Annotated in this window: 22 protein-coding genes; 4 read left to right on the top strand and 18 right to left on the bottom strand. The window is 65.3% G+C overall.

Annotated features, from left to right (window positions below; all coding sequences use genetic code 11):
• Positions 1-43: 43 nt before the first annotated feature.
• Entirely contained in the window at positions 44-574 is a 531-nt protein-coding gene (locus tag BFN03_RS05675; protein WP_198163393.1) for an SRPBCC family protein, read from the top strand.
• Here the strand turns inward: BFN03_RS05675 and dprA are convergent.
• Genes dprA through BFN03_RS05660 form a run of 3 tightly spaced genes read right to left on the bottom strand, consistent with a single transcriptional unit; the run spans position 565 to position 3,595 of the window.
• Complete coding sequence (gene dprA, locus BFN03_RS05670; protein ID WP_070378194.1) at positions 565-1,734, bottom strand: DNA-processing protein DprA; 1,170 nt, start codon at positions 1,732-1,734, stop codon at positions 565-567. The genes BFN03_RS05675 and dprA overlap by 10 nt on opposite strands.
• The gene (locus BFN03_RS05665) at positions 1,731-3,239 is read right to left on the bottom strand and encodes a YifB family Mg chelatase-like AAA ATPase (RefSeq protein ID WP_070378193.1); all 1,509 of its coding nucleotides are present in this window, start codon (positions 3,237-3,239) and stop codon (positions 1,731-1,733) included. The genes dprA and BFN03_RS05665 overlap by 4 nt, the downstream gene beginning before the upstream one ends.
• Positions 3,239-3,595 carry a YraN family protein gene (locus BFN03_RS05660; protein WP_070380649.1) on the bottom strand — a complete coding sequence of 119 codons (357 nt, stop codon included), beginning with the start codon at positions 3,593-3,595 and terminating at the stop codon, positions 3,239-3,241. The genes BFN03_RS05665 and BFN03_RS05660 overlap by 1 nt, the downstream gene beginning before the upstream one ends.
• 326 nt (positions 3,596-3,921) lie before the next feature.
• On the opposite strand from BFN03_RS05660, the gene BFN03_RS05655 reads away from it, so the two are divergent.
• Positions 3,922-4,437 carry a hypothetical protein gene (locus BFN03_RS05655; protein WP_070378192.1) on the top strand — a complete coding sequence of 172 codons (516 nt, stop codon included), beginning with the start codon at positions 3,922-3,924 and terminating at the stop codon, positions 4,435-4,437.
• Between the two features lie 172 nt (positions 4,438-4,609).
• A complete protein-coding gene (locus BFN03_RS05650; RefSeq protein WP_070378191.1) occupies positions 4,610-5,128 on the top strand; it encodes a hypothetical protein in 519 nt (172 codons plus the stop codon).
• A gap of 157 nt (positions 5,129-5,285) precedes the next feature.
• Here the strand turns inward: BFN03_RS05650 and BFN03_RS05645 are convergent, their stop codons facing one another.
• The 6 genes from BFN03_RS05645 to BFN03_RS05620 all read right to left on the bottom strand — a co-directional run bounded on the left by BFN03_RS05645 (position 5,286) and on the right by BFN03_RS05620 (position 10,916).
• The gene (locus tag BFN03_RS05645) at positions 5,286-5,603 is read right to left on the bottom strand and encodes a DUF2469 domain-containing protein (protein WP_005240496.1); all 318 of its coding nucleotides are present in this window, start codon (positions 5,601-5,603) and stop codon (positions 5,286-5,288) included.
• A gap of 60 nt (positions 5,604-5,663) precedes the next feature.
• Positions 5,664-6,323 carry a ribonuclease HII gene (locus tag BFN03_RS05640; protein WP_084385506.1) on the bottom strand — a complete coding sequence of 220 codons (660 nt, stop codon included), beginning with the start codon at positions 6,321-6,323 and terminating at the stop codon, positions 5,664-5,666.
• The gene (gene lepB / locus BFN03_RS05635; RefSeq protein WP_070378189.1) at positions 6,320-7,102 is read right to left on the bottom strand and encodes a signal peptidase I; all 783 of its coding nucleotides are present in this window, start codon (positions 7,100-7,102) and stop codon (positions 6,320-6,322) included. Before lepB ends, BFN03_RS05640 begins: the two co-directional genes overlap by 4 nt.
• A gap of 81 nt (positions 7,103-7,183) precedes the next feature.
• Positions 7,184-7,525: a 50S ribosomal protein L19 gene (gene rplS / locus BFN03_RS05630; protein ID WP_070378188.1), complete on the bottom strand. Its 342-nt coding sequence runs from the start codon at positions 7,523-7,525 to the stop codon at positions 7,184-7,186.
• Between the two features lie 94 nt (positions 7,526-7,619).
• A complete protein-coding gene (locus tag BFN03_RS05625; RefSeq protein ID WP_070380648.1) occupies positions 7,620-8,525 on the bottom strand; it encodes a hypothetical protein in 906 nt (301 codons plus the stop codon).
• A gap of 99 nt (positions 8,526-8,624) precedes the next feature.
• Complete coding sequence (locus BFN03_RS05620) at positions 8,625-10,916, bottom strand: Tex family protein (RefSeq protein ID WP_070378187.1); 2,292 nt, start codon at positions 10,914-10,916, stop codon at positions 8,625-8,627.
• A 76-nt stretch (positions 10,917-10,992) separates the two neighbouring features.
• Here BFN03_RS05620 and BFN03_RS05615 point away from each other — a divergent pair, with 76 nt between their 5' ends.
• Positions 10,993-11,979 carry a serine hydrolase gene (locus tag BFN03_RS05615; protein ID WP_070378186.1) on the top strand — a complete coding sequence of 329 codons (987 nt, stop codon included), beginning with the start codon at positions 10,993-10,995 and terminating at the stop codon, positions 11,977-11,979.
• A 1-nt stretch (position 11,980) separates the two neighbouring features.
• Here BFN03_RS05615 and trmD read toward each other — a convergent pair whose 3' ends face one another.
• The 9 genes from trmD to BFN03_RS05570 all read right to left on the bottom strand — a co-directional run bounded on the left by trmD (position 11,981) and on the right by BFN03_RS05570 (position 21,147).
• Positions 11,981-12,673, bottom strand: a complete 693-nt coding sequence (gene trmD, locus BFN03_RS05610; RefSeq protein WP_070380647.1) for a tRNA (guanosine(37)-N1)-methyltransferase TrmD — start codon at positions 12,671-12,673, stop codon at positions 11,981-11,983.
• 10 nt (positions 12,674-12,683) lie between these two features.
• Positions 12,684-13,256 carry a ribosome maturation factor RimM gene (gene rimM, locus BFN03_RS05605; RefSeq protein ID WP_070378185.1) on the bottom strand — a complete coding sequence of 191 codons (573 nt, stop codon included), beginning with the start codon at positions 13,254-13,256 and terminating at the stop codon, positions 12,684-12,686.
• Positions 13,257-13,269: 13 nt separating this feature from the next.
• Positions 13,270-13,512 (bottom strand): RNA-binding protein, encoded by a 243-nt coding sequence (locus BFN03_RS05600; protein ID WP_005240479.1) that lies wholly within the window; start codon positions 13,510-13,512, stop codon positions 13,270-13,272.
• Positions 13,509-13,970 (bottom strand): 30S ribosomal protein S16, encoded by a 462-nt coding sequence (gene rpsP, locus BFN03_RS05595; protein WP_070378184.1) that lies wholly within the window; start codon positions 13,968-13,970, stop codon positions 13,509-13,511. Before rpsP ends, BFN03_RS05600 begins: the two co-directional genes overlap by 4 nt.
• A 180-nt stretch (positions 13,971-14,150) precedes the next feature.
• Positions 14,151-15,236, bottom strand: a complete 1,086-nt coding sequence (locus tag BFN03_RS05590) for an amidohydrolase family protein (RefSeq protein ID WP_070378183.1) — start codon at positions 15,234-15,236, stop codon at positions 14,151-14,153.
• A 3-nt stretch (positions 15,237-15,239) separates the two neighbouring features.
• The gene (ffh, locus tag BFN03_RS05585) at positions 15,240-16,826 is read right to left on the bottom strand and encodes a signal recognition particle protein (RefSeq protein WP_070378182.1); all 1,587 of its coding nucleotides are present in this window, start codon (positions 16,824-16,826) and stop codon (positions 15,240-15,242) included.
• Positions 16,827-16,902: 76 nt separating this feature from the next.
• The gene (locus BFN03_RS05580) at positions 16,903-19,455 is read right to left on the bottom strand and encodes a [protein-PII] uridylyltransferase (RefSeq protein WP_070378181.1); all 2,553 of its coding nucleotides are present in this window, start codon (positions 19,453-19,455) and stop codon (positions 16,903-16,905) included.
• Positions 19,445-19,783, bottom strand: coding sequence for a P-II family nitrogen regulator (locus BFN03_RS05575; protein WP_070378180.1), 339 nt, complete (start codon positions 19,781-19,783; stop codon positions 19,445-19,447). The genes BFN03_RS05580 and BFN03_RS05575 overlap by 11 nt, the downstream gene beginning before the upstream one ends.
• A gap of 50 nt (positions 19,784-19,833) precedes the next feature.
• Positions 19,834-21,147: an ammonium transporter gene (locus BFN03_RS05570; RefSeq protein WP_198163391.1), complete on the bottom strand. Its 1,314-nt coding sequence runs from the start codon at positions 21,145-21,147 to the stop codon at positions 19,834-19,836.
• Between the last annotated feature and the right edge of the window lie 33 nt (positions 21,148-21,180).

The raw sequence follows: 21,180 nt of genomic DNA, 5'->3' as shown, positions 1-21,180 counted from the left end.
TGGGGAATCGACTCGCCAGCGACGCGAGGCCATGCTCGAAAGCATGAAACTGTCCAACGATATTGAGATCGTAGCGCCCGCCGATGCTGTCTGGGACGTCATCGGCCGTCGGTTCGACAAGATCGGCGACTGGGCTACCGCCGTTCCCTCCTCCGTCGCTCTTCCAGGTTCGACGACCGCGGACGAGGCGCCGGTTGCGGGCCGCGTGTGTCAAACCGGCATCAGGATGGTCCCGAACGTAACGGAAGCGATCGTTGCCTACGACGACTCCACGCGAAGTCTGACCTACGAGGCCACGCAGAAACCGCGGTTCCTGTCCGTCGCGCGGAACCACTGGACGGTCACGCCTGTCGACGAGCGACGCAGCATGGTCAGCTACGACGCCGAAGTCACCACCCGCGGTGTGCTCGGGTTGCTGGCAGGCTGGTGGATGCTGATCACGCTTCGCCGCGCCGGTCGGCAGGTGCTTGCCGACCTGACGCACTACGTAGAGCACGGCGTGCCGTCGCCGCGCAAGCAAGCCCAACTCGAACGGGCAGCCCGACGGGGAAGACACCCGACGATTCACCGGTGAATCGACCATCCCGTGTCATCCGAGTTCACGAAGCCTTCCATCTCCAACAATGGCAACGCGGCTCGAACCTGCTCGACCTCAACCCCGGACAACTCCGACAACTCCCTGACTCCCCTCGACCCGACCGCAGGCAGCGCCTCGTACACCAACAACGCATCGCCCGACAGCGCGTCGAGATCGCGTACGGCCCCGCCGTCCTCGACCTCCCTCAGCTCGATCGGACCGGCCTCCTCCACGACGTCTGCGGCATTCGCCACCAGCCGCGCCTCACCCTCTCTGATCATTCGGTGGCACCCGGTCGACGAAGCGGATGTCACCGGCCCCGGCACTGCCATCACCGGCCGGCCCAGCCTGCGCGCCCAACTCGCCGTGTTCCTGGCACCACTGCGCCAACCCGCCTCCACCACGACAACACCGTCGGACAGACTCGCCACCAATCGATTCCGCGCGAGGAAGCGATGCTTCGCCGGTGCCGTCCCCGGCGCATACTCACTGATCACCACACCGTTCTGGGCGATCTGCCGCAGCAATCGGGCATGTCCGGCCGGGTAGGCCCGATCCACCCCGCAGGCCAGCACCGCCACCGTGAGACCTCCGACTCCCAGCGCTGCACGATGGGCGGCACCGTCGACCCCGAACGCCGCACCCGACACAACAGTCCACCCGTCGACAGCGAGGTCACCCGAAATCTCCGCGGTCACATGCTCGCCGTAACCGCTCGCCGCCCTCGTCCCCACGATCGAGATCGCCCGATCGGTGAGTTCGGCCACCGAACGTGAACCGAGCACCCACAACGCCAGCGGTGGTCCGTCGTCCCGTGACCGCGACAGACCGTCGAAACCGAGTAGCCGCCACCGCGGCCACTCGTCGTCGTCCGGTGTCACGAGTCGGCCACCCATTCCCGTCACGAGATCGAGATCGTGCGCCGCCGTATCCACGTGCGATCGGGCTACGGTCCTCTCCCCCAACACCTCCGAGAGATCGCGCTCGCGTACCGCCCGCGCAGCCTCCTCCGGCCCCACATCCTCGACGAGCCTCGAGAGCACTGGGCAAGGGCCCTGCACAACCTTCGACAGATACGCCCACGCCAGCAGACGTGGATCGTGCCCAGCAGAGCGGGTGCAGCTACCGCCGGCGCCGTTCCGACTCTCCACCGTCATTGAAAGCTCCGATCACGAAATCCCAACGCAGTCATGACCTGATCCGGACCCGGCATGTCCAGCCCCGCCAAATCGCTCACCGTCCAGGCCACTCTCAGTGCGCGATCTGCACCCCTCGCCGTAATGAGTCCCTTACGCAATGCACGCTCCACCGGAGCCAACGCCGGCCGTGACAACCGGAACTTCTGTCTCAGCGCCGGACCGGGCACCTCGGCGTTGGTGCGCCACCCGTACTCGCACCAGCGCGCACTGGCGGCGGCCCGCGCCTCAGCCACTCGGTGCCGGACCTGTTCCGTACTCTCGCCCACCTCATCGATGAACGCATCGGTCGCCACCGCCTGCATCCGAACCCGCAAATCCACCCGATCCATCAGCGGGCCCGACAGCTTGCCGAGATAACGGCGCCGTGCGGTCGGGGCGCAGACGCAGTCCGCCTCCCGCGGCGGCGCGCACGGGCACGGGTTGGCCGCGAGAATCAACTGGAATCGCGCCGGGTAGCGGGCGACCCCGTCCCGTCGCGCGATCCGCACCTCGCCATCCTCGAGCGGGGTTCGGAGCGCTTCGAGTACTTTGGTTCCGACCTCCGCGCATTCGTCGAGAAACAACACCCCGCGATGAGCGCGACTGACCGCGCCCGGCTTCGCCACCCCACTCCCACCACCGACAAGCGCGCTCACCGACGCTGTGTGGTGGGGTGCGATAAAGGGCGGCACGTCGACGAGAGGCCGCTCGGGAGGCAGGAGCCCCGCCACCGAGTGGATTGCCGTCACCTCCAATGATTCGCTCTCGGTGAGAGTCGGCAAGACTCCTGGAAGCCGTTGCGCCAGCATCGTCTTCCCGACGCCCGGTGGGCCGGTCAGCATCAGGTGGTGCGCCCCCGCCGCCGCCACCTCGATCGCCCAGCGGGCCTCGGCTTGTCCCACCACCTCACTCAGATTCCCACGCGTCGGTTGCGCAGTCCGTTGCACGGGCTCTGGATGCTCGAGCTCGTGTTCTTCTCGAAGCCAGCCGATCACCGCCTTCAGGTCATGCGCGCCGAGCACTTCGATGCCACCGACGAGACCCGCCTCCGGCAACGACTGCACCGGGACCACCACAGTCGCCCATCCGGCACCCTTTGCGGCCAGCACGGCGGGCAATATGCCTCGGACCGAGCGGAGTCGCCCGTCGAGGGCCAGTTCCCCGAGCAAGACGGTTTCGCGTAACCTCTGGCGTTTGATCTGTTTCGCCGCATCCAGTACGGCCGCAACCAGTGCCAGATCGTAGACCGATCCGACTTTCGGCAGCGTTGCCGGCGACAGTGCGAGTATCACCTTCGAATCCGGCCACTCCTCACCAGAATTCGCTGTCGCGGCACGAATCCGATCTCGTGCCTCCTGCAGCGCCGTGTCCGGAAGCCCCACTAGATGGACGGCGGGCAAGCCACGCCCGATGTCGGCCTCGATCTCCACGAGTTGGCCGTCGACCCCCGTCACCGCCACCGAATGCGCACGTCCGAGCGCCATCAGAAGGCGTCCCGCACGTGCTCGATCTGCGGCCTGGGACCGTGTCCGACCACGATCGCGACCACATCGAACCGAACGCGAGACCAATGCCGACCGCAGTCGCGCAGCCACTCCACCGCCAGCAGACGTATTCTCCGCTGCTTGGAGAACGTCACCGCCTCTGCCGGAGTTCCGAATCGCAATCCGCGGCGAGTCTTGACCTCGATGAAGACCAGCCAGTCCCCCTCTACCGCAATGAGATCGACTTCGCCGTATCGGGACCGCCAATTGCGATCGATGATCTCCATACCCGCCTCGGTGAGATACCGGGCGGCCAGATCCTCACCATGCGCTCCGAGCGCGAGATTGTGTGCCACGGCAACCCCCACCCTGTCCGAGGCGATCCGCCGATGCGAACCGCGCCTCGCACCACCGTGCCCCACCGGAGTTTTGGAGAAACTGCGCCAACTGGGCGAACGGATCGGGTTGTGTATGGGTCACACGTTGTGGACAACACGCCACAGTGGGGCAACGGTGAACCGTGGACTGAATCGACCCGAGTTCGGCGGAGTCTCCGACAGTCCCGGTCGATTCAGGCTCGGTGGGTCAGGCCGCCGGTAGGAGGCGTGAGGTGCGGGAATGTCGGGCGTTGTGGTAGAACCAGCGTGGCTTCGCATGTACCGAGGTCAGAAGGCGGTGGAGCATGGTGTGGGGTGATGTCGCGACCTGGATCGGTGCGATCGCAGCAGTGGCGGCGGCGGTCGTGGCGATCGTGCAGACACGGAAGGCGAGTCAGGCTGCGCAGGCGGCCAGCGCCGCCGAGACGCGGGCTGTCGACGCTGCCGAGCGCTCGGCCACCGCGGCGGACCGCTCCGCCAAGGCGCAGAGCCGACTCGCCACACTTGCGGAAGTGGACGCCCAGAAGCCGCCTTGGGCGCTTCAACACCGTGCGGGCGACACGTACGAAGTCATCAACGATGGGCCCACGCCGAAGTTCGGAGTGCGGGTTGAGGGCGAGCCGATCGCGCGCCTCGCTAGCCGAAACTCAGCAACAGTAGTGGATCGATTGGAGGCCGGTTCCTCGCTCGGATTCTGGGCTCTGGTGACGATGGGAACTGGGTCAATGCAAATCACTGTCCGCTGGCGTGACACGGAAGAGGGGGTGGAACGTGAGTGGTCACGTGAGCTGCCCTCTCGGCCACCTCGAGGACGCTCATAGCTACTCCGGCTTGACTTTACGTAGGAGCGGCCTATCGGCCGGGTCTGGCGACTGGTCGCGTGGACGCGCCCCGAAATCCGAGTGTGCCGCGCCGCCGACGCGTACCAACGGCTCGTCCAGTCGGGGTTCCCCTCTAGAAACCGTTGAATATGGTCACCTCTACAGTTGCGTCATGGAATTCAACTGGGGTGGCGAGATCTGGGGACTGATGCTGACGAGGCGTCCCTCCGACACACATTTTTCGGAGTCGAGCACTCAGGGGTGGAAGAGCCCGCTGGTGCGGGATGACGACAACACGCTCGTTACGCACGCCGAACTGTTCGACGGGACCAAGACGACCCAGGTGATTGTCGCCGCGTGCGCCGTGTGCGTCGCGCTGGGGGCCGGCGCGACGAAGGCAGCGCCGCACGTCATGAGCGGGCTGGTCAACCTCAAGTCGAAGCTACGCCGCCGGGGGGAGGACGCTACCGACGTCGCGACCCCCGTTCCCCTCACGGTTGTTGCGGAGGCCGAGCCAGCGTCGACCTTGGACCTCTCGGCCAAGGTGTGGCCGATCGATCGCAAGAGCGACCCGGTCGAGACCGAAGCCGCCCCGAATTCCCGGAACCACCTCAATCCGGCTGTGACTGCCTGCCTCCGCCGGGATTTCGGCTCCAATGACGCTGCCACAGCACCGGGTCGGCTTGCGTAGGGAAGCGAGAGTGGCCCTGCGGCCACAGACAGGCACAACCAACCAACATTGAAGAACCAGCCTGGCGTGAATCCGCCGATACTCCGGCCGGCAAGTGGCATAGGCGAACCCAAACTCACTTGATGGGTAAACACCCTACGTATGGGCGGCCGGAACTCTACGACAGACCGTTGTCCGGCAGCCGGAGATCAGGCTTGTCTAGCTCCTCGATGTTCACGTCCTTGAACGTGATGACTCGGACATACTTCACGAATCGGGCGGGGCGGTACATGTCCCACACCCAGGCATCGGACATACGCAGTTCGAAGTAGATCTCCCCGTCGGCGTTGTGCGGCAGCAGTTCCACAGAGTTGGCCAGGTAGAACCGGCGCTCGGTTTCCACGACGTAGGAGAACTGGCCGACGATGTCCCGATACTCGCGGTAGAGCGACAGCTCCATCTCTGTTTCGTACTTCTCGAGATCCTCGGCACTCATCGGTATCGGAACCCTCCCGCTCTGGTGTGAGTCTTCATCATCTCGCACTTTCTGCAGATGTTATCCACTCGGCCGAAGCAACGCCGCGACATTTGACCATGAACGGCGGTGCTCCGGGCACGGACCCAATTCCGCGAGCGCCGTCATGTGAGCAGTGGTGCCGTATCCCTTGTGAACCGCGAATCCGTATCCCGGGTGCGTATCGTCCATCGTCACCATCGCCCGGTCGCGGGAGACCTTCGCCAGTACACTCGCGGCCGCGATGCACGCGGCTGCCCCGTCACCGCCGACTACCGGCAGCGACGGAACCGGCAGTCCTGGAACCCGGAAGCCGTCTGTGAGGACGTAACCGGGTGCGGTCGAGAGCCCCGCGACCGCTCGGCGCATCCCCTCGATGTTGGCTACGTGCACACCCATGCGGTCGACCTCCCGGGCGGGAAACGACACCACGCTCCACGCCAGCGCAAGCCGAGTGATGACGGGGAAGAGTTCTTCACGCGTGCGTTCGGTGAGCTTCTTCGAATCGTCCATCCTGGCGAGCGCGGGACTGGGCTTGGCGGCCAGCACGCATGCCGCGACCACGAGTGGGCCTGCACACGCCCCGCGGCCTGCCTCGTCGACACCGGCCACCGGGCCGAGGCCGCTGCGAATCAGCGCGGACTCCATCGTCCGCAGACCGGACGACCTGCGAATGGTTACGCGTGGAGGCCAGGACGTCACTGTTCCTGAGGGTTGGGCGAACTGATCGTGCCCATACGGGAGGGCGGCAACACTATGAATACAGCTTTCCCGATTACGTTGTCGATCGGAATGGTGCCCTGCAGTTCGTCGCCGACGTGATACCTCGAGTCCGCGGAATTGCTGCGATTGTCCCCCATCATCCACAGGTTCCCCTCCGGCACCGTGACGGGACCGAAGCAGCGCGCGGACTTCAAGGCTGTGTCACAGGTCTGGGAGCCAGGAACGAAGGGGAAATCCATGACGACATACGGTTCGTCGAGTGGTTGACCGTCGACGAGGACGTTGCCCTCGTCGTCGCAGCATTCGACGGTCTGACCGCCGGTGGCGATCACACGCTTGACGAGGTCGTTCTCGTCCGGTGGGACGAGACCGACGAGGGAGCCGAGTTCCTGCATGCCACGGATCACCGTGTTGGAGGAACGAGTGGAAACGAAGTCCTGCGACCAGGACTCGGGACCGCGGAACACGATGACATCACCCGGCTGCGGGTCACCGAACCGGTAGCCGATCTTCTCGACGACGATGCGGTCACCGGTGCAACCCGGACACCCGTGCAGCGTCGGTTCCATCGATTCCGACGGAATGAGATACACGCGGGCGATGAACGTTTGCAGAAAGAAACTCAGAACGAGTGCGACCAGAATCAGGATCGGCAGCTCGCGGAGAAAGGAGCGGTTCTTCTTCTCGGACTTCGCGGTACCGTCGTCACCGTTCGGGGCGGCGGCAGACTCGCCGGTGGTCTCGGATTCCGACGACAATGCGAACTCCTTCGAAGAATCTGGTTTTGAGACAGATTAGCCCGACACCGCGCGTACGCGATGCCGGGCTCATCGGATAGGTCAGCGCTTTTCCTTGATCTTGGCGGCCTTGCCACGCAGATCGCGGAGGTAGTACAGCTTGGCGCGACGAACGTCACCGCGGGTGGCGACCTCGATCTTCGCCAGGTTGGGGCTGTGCACGGGGAAGGTGCGCTCGACGCCTACACCGAAAGAGACCTTCCGGACGGTGAAGGTCTCGCGGATACCACCGCCCTGGCGGCGAATCACGACGCCCTTGAAGACCTGCACACGCTCCTTCGAGCCCTCGATCACCTTGACGTGTACGTTCAGGGTGTCGCCCGGGCGGAAATCGGGAATGTCGTCGCGCAGGGACTTCTTGTCCAGGAAATCGAGAGTGTTCATCGGTGTTCCATCCTTGCATTCTCGCAGGAGCAGAGGAACCGAGCGGCACGCAAGGACCCGAAGGAGCCCGCTGCTCGTCTGGTTCGTGCTCTGATCAAGTAGTGCTGCCTGGTGCAGGCAACCCGTCCATTGTGCCAGACGCCACCAAACTCGACGAACCCGGCGGTGGGGCGGGATGCACTACCTGGTCGAGTTCGGCTTCCGCCGCCGCCTTCGCGTGCTCCGCGGCCTTCCTCACCTGTTCCGCACTCGGCGGACCTGCGATGAAATCCTGCACGAAGATCTTGGCCCTGATCACCGGCCGACGCCACTTACGCTCTCGCTCGAGAGCCCGCAGCATCCGCTTGGGCTTGTCCGTGTAGCGCCAACGGGCCCAAGGCGCACCCGGCCTGCTCAACCGGATTGCACCGACCAGCAGTATCGGGAAGACGAACAGGCCCAACAGGCCCGTCCATATCTTCCCCTTCGACAGCACCACCGCCGCGATCAGCAGATTGACCACGGACAGCACGGCGATACCGACTCGGACCCCGATCTCCGGGGAGTCGCGGAAGCTGGTGACATCCATCAACTCGAGTGGTCGGAACCCGAGCAGCAACAGACCCGTCACGGCAACTGCGACGAACACGGCGTCGACCGAGGCCCGACCTTCAGCCGACCAGTAGACGTCTTGCAGATAAAAGATCAACGCGAACTCGTCGAGCACGAGGGCCGCGCCGCCCCCGAAGAACGCGGCGAGGACCGCACCGGTCATCTGGGTGCCGTCCTCGTACACCGCGATCAGGGAGACCCCCGACACGAGCATGGCAACCACACCGAACACCACGTGGTGGACGTGGTGTCCGCCCGGCGTCACGTTGCCGGGCCACCACGAGACCTCGGCACGAATCATCCGCACGCTCACCCGGATGAAGAGAAACGTCCCAAGGAATCCGAGCAGGAAGAACAGCAGCGGCAAGCGCCCCTGTCCGATGATTTCGGTCTCCAGCCATTCGTGCATCGACATCGCCCATTTCAGTGAGGAACCATCGGCTCCATCAAAACGAAAATGCCTCTACACCGTCGGCTGTTTCGGCACGAAAGCGGCCGCGGCGCCGAATTACTTGCCGAAGCCCGCCTTTCGCAGGGCGTCGGCCATCGAACCGCCGGGAGCCTGCCGTGATTCGCGTCGCCCCTGCTGCGGCTTTCCACCGCGGCGCTCCCGTTTCGGGCCGCCGGCGGGGGCCTCGCTCTTGCGACCGCCCGCCGCGACCTCGTCGTCAAGCCGTAGGGTCAGCGAGATCCGCTGTCGGGCCTCATCGACCTCGAGAACCTTCACCTTCACCACGTCACCCGACTTCACGACGTCACGAGGATCCTTGACGAAGTTGCGGGACATCGCCGAAACGTGGACGAGGCCATCCTGATGGACGCCGACGTCGACGAACGCACCGAATGCCGCCACGTTGGTGACGACCCCCTCGAGCGTCATTCCCGGCTTCAGATGCGACACCTTCTCGATGCCCGCCGCGAACGTGGCCGTCTTGAACTCCGGGCGCGGGTCACGCCCGGGCTTCTCGAGCTCTCCGATGATGTCCGTGACCGTGGGCAGACCGAACCGGTCGTCGACGAAATCTGCAGGATTCAGACGGCGCAGAACAGCCGTGTTGCCGATGACCTCACGAACATCGGTACCGCTCGCAGAGACGATCCTGCGCACCACGGGATACGCCTCCGGGTGGACGCTCGATGCGTCGAGGGGGTCGTCGCCGGCTGGAATGCGGAGGAAGCCCGCACACTGCTCGAAGGCTTTGGGACCGAGCCTCGTGACGTCCTTGAGCCCTTGCCGGTTCCGGAACGGGCCGCTGCGGTCGCGGTGCGCGACGATGCTCTCGGCCAGCGACCCAGAGATACCGGATACGCGCGCAAGCAGCGGCGCGGACGCTGTGTTCACATCGACTCCGACTGCGTTCACCGCGTCCTCGACGACGGCGCCCAGCGACCGCGCGAGCAGCGTCTCCGATACGTCGTGCTGGTACTGGCCGACGCCGATCGATTTCGGATCGATCTTCACCAATTCCGCGAGGGGATCCTGCAGACGTCGGGCGATGGAAACAGCACCGCGAATCGACACATCGAGATCGGGCAACTCGGCTGATGCATAGGCAGACGCCGAATACACCGACGCTCCGGCCTCGGACACCACGATCTTCGTCAGGTTGGTCCTGCCCAACTTTGCGATGAGTTCGGTTGCCAGCGCGTCCGTCTCACGGGAGGCTGTGCCGTTCCCGATCGCGATGAGCTCGACACCGTGCCGGGCGACGAGGCCTGCGAGAGTGGCCAGGGAGGCGTCCCAATTGTTCTGTGGCTGATGAGGGTAGATGGTCTCGTGGGCCACCACCTTGCCTGTGGCGTCCACGACGGCAACCTTGGTGCCGGTCCGGAACCCGGGGTCGAGGCCCATCGTAGCGCGGGTACCGGCGGGTGCGGCCAATAGCAGGTCGCGCAGATTGGCTGCGAAGACGTCGACCGCATCCTTCTCCGCCGACTGGCGCAGTCGCATCCTGGTGTCGATACCCAGCTTGACCAGCAGCTTGGTACGCCACGCCCAGCGCACCGTGTCCAGCAACCAACGGTCGGCGGGCCGACCCCGATCAGCGATGGCGAAGCGTTCCGCGATGTGGCCCTCGTAGATCGTCGGCTCGCCCGGGACCGGCTCCTGTGACTCGGGTGCCAGGGTGAGGGTGAGCACCTCTTCCTTCTCCCCGCGCAGCACCGCGAGAATCCGGTGGGACGGAAGTTTGGTGAACGGCTCGGAGAACTCGAAGTAGTCCGCGAACTTCGCTCCTTCGGTCTCCTTGCCCTTACGGACCGCGGACACCAGCTGCCCGCGGGTCCACATCAGCTCGCGAAGCTCGCCCACCAGATCGGCGTCTTCCGCGAAACGCTCGACCAGGATGGCGCGCGCCCCCTCGAGTTGTTCCGCCGTGTACGAAGCGGGATCGATCGAAGGATCGGTGATCAGTGCATCGGCGACCGGCTCGTGGCCGGCTTCGCGCGCGATTTGCGCCTTCGTGCGGACTTTCGGCTTGAAAGGAAGATAGATGTCTTCGAGGCGCGCCTTCGTGTCGGCGGCCATGATCTGCCCCCGCAACTGATCGTCGAGCTTGCCCTGTGAGTCGATCGACTCGAGTACCGCTACCCGGCGCTCGTCGAGTTCCCGCAGGTATCGGAGCCGTTCCTCGAGTTGGCGGAGCTGGGCGTCGTCGAGCGCCCCGGTGACCTCCTTGCGGTAGCGGGCGATGAAAGGCACGGTCGCTCCGCCGTCGAGAAGGTCCACGGCGGCCGCGACCTGTCCTTCCCGAACGTCGAGTTCCTCGGCAATGCGCTGGTTGACGGTCCTGAGAATCACGGGAATGGACCCTACCGCTAGGCTGAAACCATGGCGGCGGCGGTGATGCCGTCACGGAGTTTCTCAGGAGAAATCTATGCCCAGGCCGACTTGGTTCCTGGCAGTCCTCGTCCTGCTCCTGGGCGCGGCACTCATCGGCACGATTCCCACAGACACGAACACGGTCGTCGCCGCTCCGACCCCCGAAGTTCCGACACCCGCAAGTAGTGTCGAGCACCTTTCCGGCAGGAACGTTCCCGCAGTTCCACCGATCACCGAACGCATGACCGCCGCCGTGGCAACGGCCGCCGACCGCGGCGCCGACGTCTCCATCGCCGTCCTCGACCGCGCCACGGGGAGCTACCTGGAATCGGGGGGTGACCAGCCGATCGAATCGGCATCACTGTCCAAACTGTTCATTGCGGCCCAGTTGTTCCACCTCGACGCGACCGGCGGGCGACCGCTCTCCGTGCACGACCACCTGCTGCTCGAGCCGATGCTCGAGTCCTCCGACGACAACGCCGCCAGCACGCTCTGGGCCGATCTCGGCGGCGGCAACATCGTTCCCGACGTGGCACAGCGCTACGGCCTCGTCGCCACCACCGCGCCCCGCGACGGCTCATGGTGGAACACCGAGACCACGGCCTCCGACCTGGTGAACTTCTACGTCGGCCTCCTCCACGACAGGGACGGAATCGGGCCCGAGCGCAGCGCCGAGTTCCTCGGCTACCTTCACTCGGCGACTCCGCTGGGGACCGACGGCTATGACCAGCGGTTCGGCATTCCCGACGGACTACCGGGTGAACATGCCGTCGGGGTGAAGCAGGGCTGGATGTGCTGCGTGGCGAGCAGGTGGATCCACCTGTCCACCGGGGTGATCGGCGAGGACAACCGCTACGTTCTGGCCGTTGCATCCAGGGAGAACATCACCTACGGCAACGGCCAACAGGGTTATCCCGATACGTCATACACAGATGCGTCGGGGGACGCCAGCGCCATACACGCCCGCGATACGGTGACCGACGTGGTGCGGACGCTCTTCCCAACCGGCTCGATAGACGATTGGTCGAGGATCCAAAACTAGCTCAGGGCAACAGGTCCGGGCGCCGTTCGGCGGTGCGCCGCAGCGCCTGCTCGCGGCGCCAGGCTGCCACCCTGGCGTGATCCCCCGACAACAACACCGGCGGTACGTCGAGTCCGCGCCATGTGGCGGGACGGGTGTAGCTCGGACCCTCCAAGAGACCGTCCGAGAACGAATCCTCCTGGTGCGATTGCTGATTGCCCAGGACACCCGGGATCAGCCGGACGACGGCTTCCGTCATCACCAGTACGGCCGCCTCGCCTCCGATGAGCACGTAGTCGCCGATGCTCACCTCTTCGACCCGCACGCGGCGGGCGGCGTCGTCGAAGACGCGTTGGTCGATTCCTTCGTAACGCCCGCAGGCGAAGACGATGTGCTTCTCCCCTGTCCAACGCTCGGCAGTGGACTGCGTGAAGGGGACCCCAGCGGGAGTGGGAACGACGAGAAGGGTGTCCGATTCGTCGTCACCGTCAGCCAGAACGTCATCGAGGGCCGGCCCCCACACGGTAGGTTTCATGACCATTCCGGGACCGCCGCCGTACGGCGAATCGTCCACTGCCTTGTGCACGTCGTGCGCCCAGTTCCGTAGGTCGTGTACCTCTACGGACAGCAACCCCTTATCGATTGCCTTGCCCAGCAGCGCTGTTCGCAACGGTTCGAGGTACTCGGGAAAGATGGTGACCACGTCGAGACGCATGCCTACCCTCTCACTTCCCATGGGCGGAGTCACGGATCCCATCGGCCGAATCACCGAAATCGGGGTCGAGCAACCCTTCCGGCGGGTCGATCTCGATGACGCCGCCGGTCACCGACACCGACGTGACGATCGCGGCGACGAAAGGAACGAGGAGCTCGCCGGACTGTTCGCCCGCGCGTCGGATCGAAAGCAATTCTCCTGCAGCCGAATGCAATACCTCGACGACGGTGCCCACCTCGGTTCCGTCCACGAGACGCACGGACAGACCCTCGAGTTCGTGGTCGTAGAACTCGTCGGGATCGTCCGACGGCTCGAGGTCCGCGCTGTCGATGACGAACAGCATGCCCCGCAGGGCATCTGCTCCCGTGCGATCGGAGACACCCTCGAGGCACAACAGAAGCCGCCCGGAATGTTCCCGGGCGGCTTCCACCGTGTAGGTACTCAGATTCTGCTCGCGCGGCTTTCGACCCCGCAGCACCGCACCGACGGCGAACCGCTTCTCGGGTTCGTCGGTACGAACCTCGACCACGACCTCACCCCTGATGCCGTGCGACTTCGCGACCCGGCCCACGACGAGCTCCACCGGAGGACGACCCCTATTGATCCGTGTCGACGACGTCGACCCGGATCCCGCGGCCACCGATGCCGGAGACCAGCGTGCGCAGGGCGGTCGCAGTGCGACCACCCCGTCCGATGACCTTGCCGAGATCGTCAGGATTGACATGGACCTCGACAGTGCGCCCCCGACGCCCGGTGATCAGCTCGACACGAACGTCGTCGGGATTGGCGACGATGCCACGAACGAGGTGCTCTACGGCATCGGCGACGACGGCACTCACTTCTGCGCAGCCTCCGCGTCCTCAGCAGCCGCTTCTGCGGGAGCCTCGGCGTCATCCTTGGCTTCCGCCTTGGCCTTCTTCTTCTTGGGGGTGACGGCCTCGGCAGCGGGCTCGTTCTCGGCCTGCGCGAGTGCGGCCTGGAACAGTTCGAGCTTGGTGGGCTGGGCTTCCTTGACGCGCAGGGTGCCCTCGGCACCGGGGAGACCCTTGAACTTCTGCCAGTCACCGGTGATCTTGAGGATTGCCTCGACAGGCTCGGTGGGCTGGGCTCCGACGCCGAGCCAGTACTGAGCGCGATCGGAATCGACCTCGATCAGCGAGGGCTCTTCCTTGGGGTGGTACTTGCCGATGGTCTCGATCGCACGACCGTTGCGACGGGTGCGGGAATCAGCAACGACGATGCGGTACTGAGGGTTCCGGATCTTGCCGAGCCGGGTGAGCTTGATCTTGACAGCCACTGCTGTACTTCTCCTTCGGGGCGCACACGAGTGCACCCACGTGTCACGTGCAATTCTGCGACGCGCAGGAATAGCGCGCCCGGTTTTGCCTCTTTCCTGTGACCGCCGCTCGGTGCGTAACCGGATGCGACGAACAGCCCCTTATTCTGCCAGACGAACACCGAGAGAGAAAAACGAAGGTCATCTGGTCTTCACGACCTGCCCTCGCAACACGACGACATCGGGCGCGGAGAGAACGTCACTGCTCGCACGGGGGTCGTTCCGGAAGACCAGCAGGTCCGCGGGTGCGCCTGCCTCGAGTCCTCGATGGCCGAGCCACGAACGGGCATTCCAGCACGCGGCACCGAGCGCCTCCGTCGGCGACAGCCCGACCGACTTCAGTTCCTCCACCTCGTCGGCGATCCGCCCATGGGCGATCGATCCGCCTGCGTCGGTGCCCGCATAGATGGGGATGCCCGCGTCCCGAGCCGCACCGATCGTGTCCTTGACTCGCGAGTGCAGGTCACGCATGTGGGAGGCGTAGATCGGGAACCGCTCGGCGGAGTCGGCGATCTGCGGGAACGTCGCGATGTTGATCATGGTCGGGACGAGCGCGGCGCCGTGGGTAGCCATCAGTCCGATCGTCTCGTCGGTGAGCCCGGTCCCGTGCTCGATGCAGTCGATTCCCGCCTCGAGCAGGCCCGGGAGTGCATCCTCGGCGAAAACGTGCGCGGTAACGCGAGCGCCTTCTCGATGTGCCGCCGCGATCGCCTCGACGAGGATATCGTCGCTCCACAGCGGGGCCAGATCGCCTGAGGAACGGTCGATCCAGTCACCGACCAGCTTGACCCAACCGTCACCGGCTCTGGCCTGCCGAACCACCTCGTCCGGCAGTTGCGCTTCGTCCTCGAGATCGACAGGAAGCCCGCGTATATACCTCTTGGGGGCGGCGATGTGCTGTCCGGCCCGGACGATGCGCGGCAGGTCGAGACGGTCGTCGACACACCGGGTGTCGACCGGAGAACCGGCGTCACGGATCAGCAGGACTCCGGCGTCGCGCTCGGTCTTCGCCTGGGCGATCAGTCCGTCGATACTCTCGCCGCCACCGCCACCGAACCGGATGCCGACGTGACAGTGCGCATCGACCAGCCCGGGAACAATCCATCCCGACTCACATACGGTCTCGGCCCCGGGAATCGGCTCGGCAGCGATGACACCCTGATCGACCCAATACTCGACCGGGCACTCCTCCGGCAGGCCGATCCCCCGAAAGTGCAGGGCCCCCACCGATTACTTCTTCGGCAGCTTCAGCTTGGACAAGTCGATGTCTTCGAGCCCGGGAGGCAATTCGTCAAGACCCTTGGGCATCTTCGACAGGTCCGGCATGCCGGCGGGCAGGCCACCGGGGGGCATACCCGGGAACCCTGCCGGCATTCCGCCCGGAAATCCTCCCCGGACCTTCGGTGGCGTCGGCCCCTTGCCGCCCTTCTTGCCCTTCTTGCCCTTCTTGCTGCGCTGGGGCTTGCGCGAACCCGGCATACCCATGCGCCCCGCCATCGCAGCCATCATCTTGCGGGCCTCGTAGAAGCGGTCGACGAGTTGATTGACGTCGGACACCTTCACGCCTGAACCGTTCGCTATCCGCAGCCGGCGGGAGGCGTTGATGATCTTCGGGTTCTCGCGTTCGGCGGGTGTCATGCCCCGGATGATGGCCTGTACGCGATCGAGTTGTTTCTCGTCGACATTCGCGAGGGCGTCCTTCATCTGGCCGGCACCGGGGAGCATCCCCAGGAGGTTGCCGATGGGCCCCATCTTGCGGACGGCCATCATCTGCTCGAGGAAGTCCTCGAGGGTGAGCTCACCTGCGCCGATCTTCTGGGCCGTCGCCTCGGCCTGCTTCTGGTCGAAGACCTGCTCGGCCTGCTCGATGAGGCTGAGCACGTCGCCCATACCCAGGATGCGACTGGCCATCCGGTCGGGGTGGAAAACGTCGAAATCTTCGAGCTTCTCACCCGTGGAGGCGAACAGGATGGGTTGGCCGGTGACCTCACGCACACTGAGCGCGGCGCCGCCCCGCGCGTCGCCGTCGAGCTTGGTGAGCACGACACCGGTGAACCCGACTCCTTCGCGGAACGCCTCGGCGGTGCTGACCGCGTCCTGACCGATCATCGCGTCGAGAACGAAGATCGTCTCGTCCGGGTTCACGGCGTCGCGGATTCCCGCGGCCTGCGCCATCAGATCGGCGTCGATTCCGAGACGGCCGGCGGTGTCGACGACGACCACGTCGAACTGCTTGTTGCGAGCCTCCTCGACACCGGCGCGCGCGACCTCCACCGGATCGGCAGCGCTGATGCCCAACTCGTTGTCGCCGCCGCCTACGGACGTGCCGGGATGCGGGGCGAACACCGTGGCCCCCGCACGCTCACCGACGATCTGCAGCTGGCCGACCGCACCGGGGCGCTGCAGGTCGCAGGCCACCAGCAACGGAGTGTGCCCCTGGTCGCGCAACCACTTGGCGAGCTTGCCGGCCAGGGTCGTCTTACCCGAACCCTGCAGACCGGCGAGCATGATGACCGTCGGCGGCGTCTTGGCGAGGGCCAATCGACGTGTCTCGCCACCGAGGATCCCGACGAGTTCCTCGTTGACGATCTTGACCACCTGCTGCGCAGGGTTGAGCGCCGCCGAGACCTCGACCCCCTTGGCGCGCTCCTTGATCTTGGCGATGAACGCTCGGACCACAGGAAGCGCGACGTCTGCCTCGAGCAGAGCCAACCGGATCTCACGGCACGTAGCATCGATGTCGGCACCGGAGAGGCGACCCTTGCCGCGCAGATCCTTGAGGGCTCCGGTCAACCTGTCGGAAAGGGATTCGAACACCGATTAGGCTCCTGAAGTCGTACGAGTGTGCGATGGACATTCTCGGGCACCAGCGTAGCCGCTTGCGCCCGGCGGATCACTGCACCCCACTGTCCCTCTCAGTCTCGGGCATCTCGGGCGGAACCACACCCAGAACCGCACGTTCGATCTCTTCTCTCTTCCGCCGAGTGTCACCGTCGCGCAGGGCGAGGCAGAACGAGTCGATCACCGACGACCCCAGGGTGCTCACGCGAGCCCAGAGGACGTCGGCATCGCACTGGTCGAATGCGTCGGCCAGACGCGAGAGCAGACCCGGCCGGTCCTCGGCCCGCAGTTCGAGGATGCTCTCACCCGCGGATGTGGTGTCGAACCAGATGACCCGCGGTGGCGCCTGTGCATACTGCACCGGAACCGCGGCCTCGCCGCCCTCCTCCACCGCTGCCGCCCGGCGGATTTCCCTTGCCTCCTCTTCCCTGGCGGTGAGCATGTCGAGCAGGTCCAACTCCCCCTCCAGTGCACGGATCAGCTCCTGCCGTAGCAAACCCGCCTGTGGCGGCGCTCCGAACTTCGGCGACACGACGAACGAGTCCACCGCAGACCCTTCCGCGCTGCCCACCGACGCCGTGTGAACCCGCAGCGAATTCAACGCGAGAACAGCTGCAGCCTTCGACAGCAGACCCTGTTGGTCGGGTGCTATGACGGTCACTACATAGGTGTTCGGACTGTCCGCAGGAAGCAACGTGACGTGAATACCGCCCGTCGCCGCCAGAGCGAGATGTTCCGGATCGAGCGGATCGGGTACGGGAAGATCCTCACCCGCAATGAGCAATCGGCATCGCCGCACGAGTTCCCCGATCAGGGAGGACTTCCAGTCGCCCCACATGCCCGGACCGGTGGCCAGCGAATCGGCCTCCGCCAGCGCTTGCAACAACTCCAAGAGCACTCCGTCGCCACCGAGCGTCTCCACCACCCGCGCCACGGTCTCGGGGTCCTCGATGTCGCGACGAGTCGCGGTGTGCGGCAACAGCAGATGATGCCGCACGGTCGCCGCCAGCAGGGCGATATCTGACGGCCACAGTCCGAGTCGCTTACCGATCTGCCTGGCCAGTTCGGCACCGACCACGCTGTGATCTCCGCCGCGCCCCTTGCCGATGTCGTGCAACAGGGCGGCCAGCATCAACAAGTCCGGCCGCGAGACCCTGGTCGTGAAACCGCTTGCACGGGCGGCGGTCTCGACCAGATGCCGATCGACCGTCCACGTATGCACGGAGTCCCGCGGGGGCAGGTCCCGTACGGCACCCCACTCGGGCAGCAACCTTCCCCATAGTCCGGTCCGATCGAGCGCTTCGATCGCCGCGATGGCACCGCTACCCGAGCCGAGCATCACCAGCAGGTCGTTCAGAGCTTCTTTCGGCCACGGCTCGCGCAGTTCCGGGGCGTTGTCGGCCAGACGATTCAGCGTGGACGCAGACATCGGCATGCCCGTCGTCGCGGATGCCGCCGCCACCCGCAGGACCAGGCCGGGGTCCTTCGCAGGTCGTGCGTCACGCGCCAACACCACCTCGCCGGCGTGCTCGACCACACCCTCGTCGAGAGGGCGCCGCACCGGAGGTCGACGAAGCCGGTCCAACCCGCGCCGCGGTAGGGCGTTTGCTGCCGTACGCACACCCACGTCCACCGAGTAGCTGATGGTGCGCGCGGCGTCGCTGAGCATGCGTGCGAGGTCGAAACGATCCCCGATCCGCAGTGCCGCCCCGATCTCGTCGGCGTCCTGGGCGTGTAGTTGATCGCGGGTGCGGCCGGCCACTCTGTGCAACTCGGTGCGGACGTCGAGGAGCCGACGATGCGCGAGGGCCAAACCCCCACCAGGCAACTCGGGGCCGAGCCCGGGCATCCCGTCGGTCAGCTGTGCGATGGACAGGGCATTGAGCAGCTGTACGTCCCGCAGCCCCCCACGACCGCTCTTCAGGTCGGGCTCGGCACGGTGAGCGACCTCACCGCTGCGTTCCCACCGCGACTTCGTCTGCGCGATGAGCTCGTCGAAGCGGTTGCGGATATCGGTGCGCCACTGCCTGCGAACCCCGCTGATGAGTAGGTTGGTCAGCTCGATGTCGCCGACGATGTGGCGTGCCTCGAGCATCCCTTGGGCCGCAATGATATCCGTGTCCGCCACGTGCAGTGCCTGAGTGACCGTGCGGACGCTGTGGTCGAGTTTGACGTGTGCGTCCCACAACGGGTACCAGAGCTGATCGGCCACCTGCGAGACGACCGCCGGATCCATCTCCTCATGTAGCAGAAGGAGATCGAGATCCGAGAACGGCAGCAACTCCCGCCTACCGAGCCCACCGACGGCGACGAGCGCGAAGCCGCTGTCGTGTCTGATACCGATCTCTGCGCCCTTCGTCGCCAACCAGTACTCGTGCAGGTCGGCGAAAGCATCGCGCAAGGCGGAAGCACCGAGCGGGTGTCTCTTGCCTGCAGGATTCGGCGAGTCCTGACCGGACTCGGAAACGCCGGTGAGTAGTTGCCGACGCGCGCGGGCGAGGTACGCCGCCTCGTTGGAGCCGCCAGACACGTCCGGTCCTGGCCCAGCCGCCGAGACGGTTGGACCAGGACCGGACTTGCCGAACCCGTTGGGGTCAGAGTGCATCCGCACCGCGTTCTCCGGTGCGAACCCGGATGACCGACTCTACCGGCGAAACCCAGACCTTGCCGTCACCGATCTTCCCGGTACGGGCGGCCTCGACGATCACCTCGACCACCTTGTCGACCGCCGCATCGTCCACGACGACCTCGACCCTGACCTTGGGTACGAAATCGACCGAGTACTCCGCTCCCCGGTACACCTCGGTGTGGCCCTTCTGCCGGCCGTAACCCTGAACCTCGCTGACGGTCATGCCGAGCACGCCCGCCTGCTCGAGTCCCGACTTCACGTCCTCGAGCGTGAACGGCTTGACAATTGCCGTGATCAGCTTCATTTCGTTGTCCCTTCCCAGACTCTGCGGTTCCCGGTGTCCACTCTCATTATTTACCGGCTGACGAGGCCGTCGTACGCGGTCTCCGCATGTTCACCCTCGTCGATGCCATCGGCCTCCGTTTCGGCAGAGACCCTCCAGCCCATCGGCTTGAGAGCGAGAGCGATGATCGCGGTCAGGATTCCGGTGAAGACGAGCGCAAACACTGCGATGACGGTCTGAACGACCAACTGCTTGTAGTCACCACCGTAGAACAGACCGGTCGAGGTTCCGAAGAAGCCGATCGCCACGGTGCCCCACAGTCCGGACACCAGGTGCACGCCCACCACGTCGAGAGAATCGTCGTAGCCGAACTTGAACTTCAGTCCGACCGCGAGTGCCGAGAGAATACCCGCGATCACGCCGACTACGAGCGATCCGACAGGACTCAGCGAGCCCGCGGCGGGTGTAATGGCGACGAGACCGGCGACAGCACCCGAAGCGGCACCGAGGCTGGTGGCGCGACCATCGCGAATCCGCTCGGTCAGCAGCCAGCCCAGGATTGCGGCGGCGGTCGCTGCAGTCGTGTTGACCCAGGCCAAGCCTGCGTTACCGTCGGCGGCGAACGCCGAACCCGCGTTGAATCCGAACCAGCCGAACCACAGCAGCGCAGCACCGAGCATCACGAAGGGCAGGTTGTGCGGGCGGTACGCGGTCTTGCCGAACCCGAGGCGCTTTCCGACGATCAATGCGAGAACGAAGGCCGCGATACCGGCGTTGATGTGCACGACGGTGCCGCCGGCGAAGTCGATCGGAGCGACCGCGGCGGTCAATCCGCCCTCACCGTCGTCGGTGGTGCCGAACATCATCGCTGCCAGGCCATTCTCCGAGTGCGACAGCAGGCCGCCACCCCAGACCATGTGGGCGAGCGGGAAGTACACAATGGTGACCCAGATGCCGGTGAACACCATCCAAGTGCTGAACTTCACACGCTCGGCGAGCGCACCGCTGATAAGCGCGGTGGTGATGATCGCGAACGTCACCTGGAAGGCCACGTCGATCACATTGGGGTAACCGAAGGCGCCGGCGATGAAGTTGCCGTCCGCATCGGTAATGGTGTCCTTCAACCCGAAGAACTCGAACGGATTCGCGAAGATTCCGCCGATGTCCTCGGTGCCGTAGGACATCGACCAGCCCCACAGCACGTACACAATAGCAACGACTGCCATTGCGCCGAATGACATCATCATCATGTTCAACACGGACTTGGACCGGGACATGCCGCCGTAGAAGAACGCCAGGCCGGGCGTCATCAATAGGACTAGGGACGCTGACATCAGCATCCACGCGGCATTGCCAGAGTTTGCCAACAATTCGTCGGGACTCACCACTACCTCCTGTTGCGCGCTGGGCCGCGCGCG

Origin of the sequence: Rhodococcus sp. WMMA185 (genome assembly GCF_001767395.1) — a bacterium.
Classification (GTDB): Bacteria; Actinomycetota; Actinomycetes; order Mycobacteriales; family Mycobacteriaceae; genus Rhodococcus_F.
Note: the sequence above shows the minus strand (reverse complement) of the source record. Positions and strands in the feature narration are given on the sequence as shown.

Bases quoted from the DNA above. Each gene is read 5' to 3' on its own strand.
- rplS (WP_070378188.1), bottom strand. From the start codon at position 7,525: ATGAACACTCTCGATTTCCTGGACAAGAAGTCCCTGCGCGACGACATT.
- BFN03_RS05655 (WP_070378192.1), top strand. From the start codon at position 3,922: ATGGTGTGGGGTGATGTCGCGACCTGGATCGGTGCGATCGCAGCAGTG.
- BFN03_RS05665 (WP_070378193.1), bottom strand. From the start codon at position 3,239: ATGGCGCTCGGACGTGCGCATTCGGTGGCGGTGACGGGGGTCGACGGC.
- BFN03_RS05675 (WP_198163393.1), top strand. From the start codon at position 44: ATGAAACTGTCCAACGATATTGAGATCGTAGCGCCCGCCGATGCTGTC.
- BFN03_RS05580 (WP_070378181.1), bottom strand. From the start codon at position 19,455: ATGCACTCTGACCCCAACGGGTTCGGCAAGTCCGGTCCTGGTCCAACC.
- trmD (WP_070380647.1), bottom strand. From the start codon at position 12,673: ATGCGTCTCGACGTGGTCACCATCTTTCCCGAGTACCTCGAACCGTTG.
- BFN03_RS05625 (WP_070380648.1), bottom strand. From the start codon at position 8,525: ATGCACGAATGGCTGGAGACCGAAATCATCGGACAGGGGCGCTTGCCG.
- BFN03_RS05650 (WP_070378191.1), top strand. From the start codon at position 4,610: ATGGAATTCAACTGGGGTGGCGAGATCTGGGGACTGATGCTGACGAGG.
- BFN03_RS05615 (WP_070378186.1), top strand. From the start codon at position 10,993: ATGCCCAGGCCGACTTGGTTCCTGGCAGTCCTCGTCCTGCTCCTGGGC.
- BFN03_RS05645 (WP_005240496.1), bottom strand. From the start codon at position 5,603: ATGAGTGCCGAGGATCTCGAGAAGTACGAAACAGAGATGGAGCTGTCG.
- dprA (WP_070378194.1), bottom strand. From the start codon at position 1,734: ATGACGGTGGAGAGTCGGAACGGCGCCGGCGGTAGCTGCACCCGCTCT.
- BFN03_RS05575 (WP_070378180.1), bottom strand. From the start codon at position 19,783: ATGAAGCTGATCACGGCAATTGTCAAGCCGTTCACGCTCGAGGACGTG.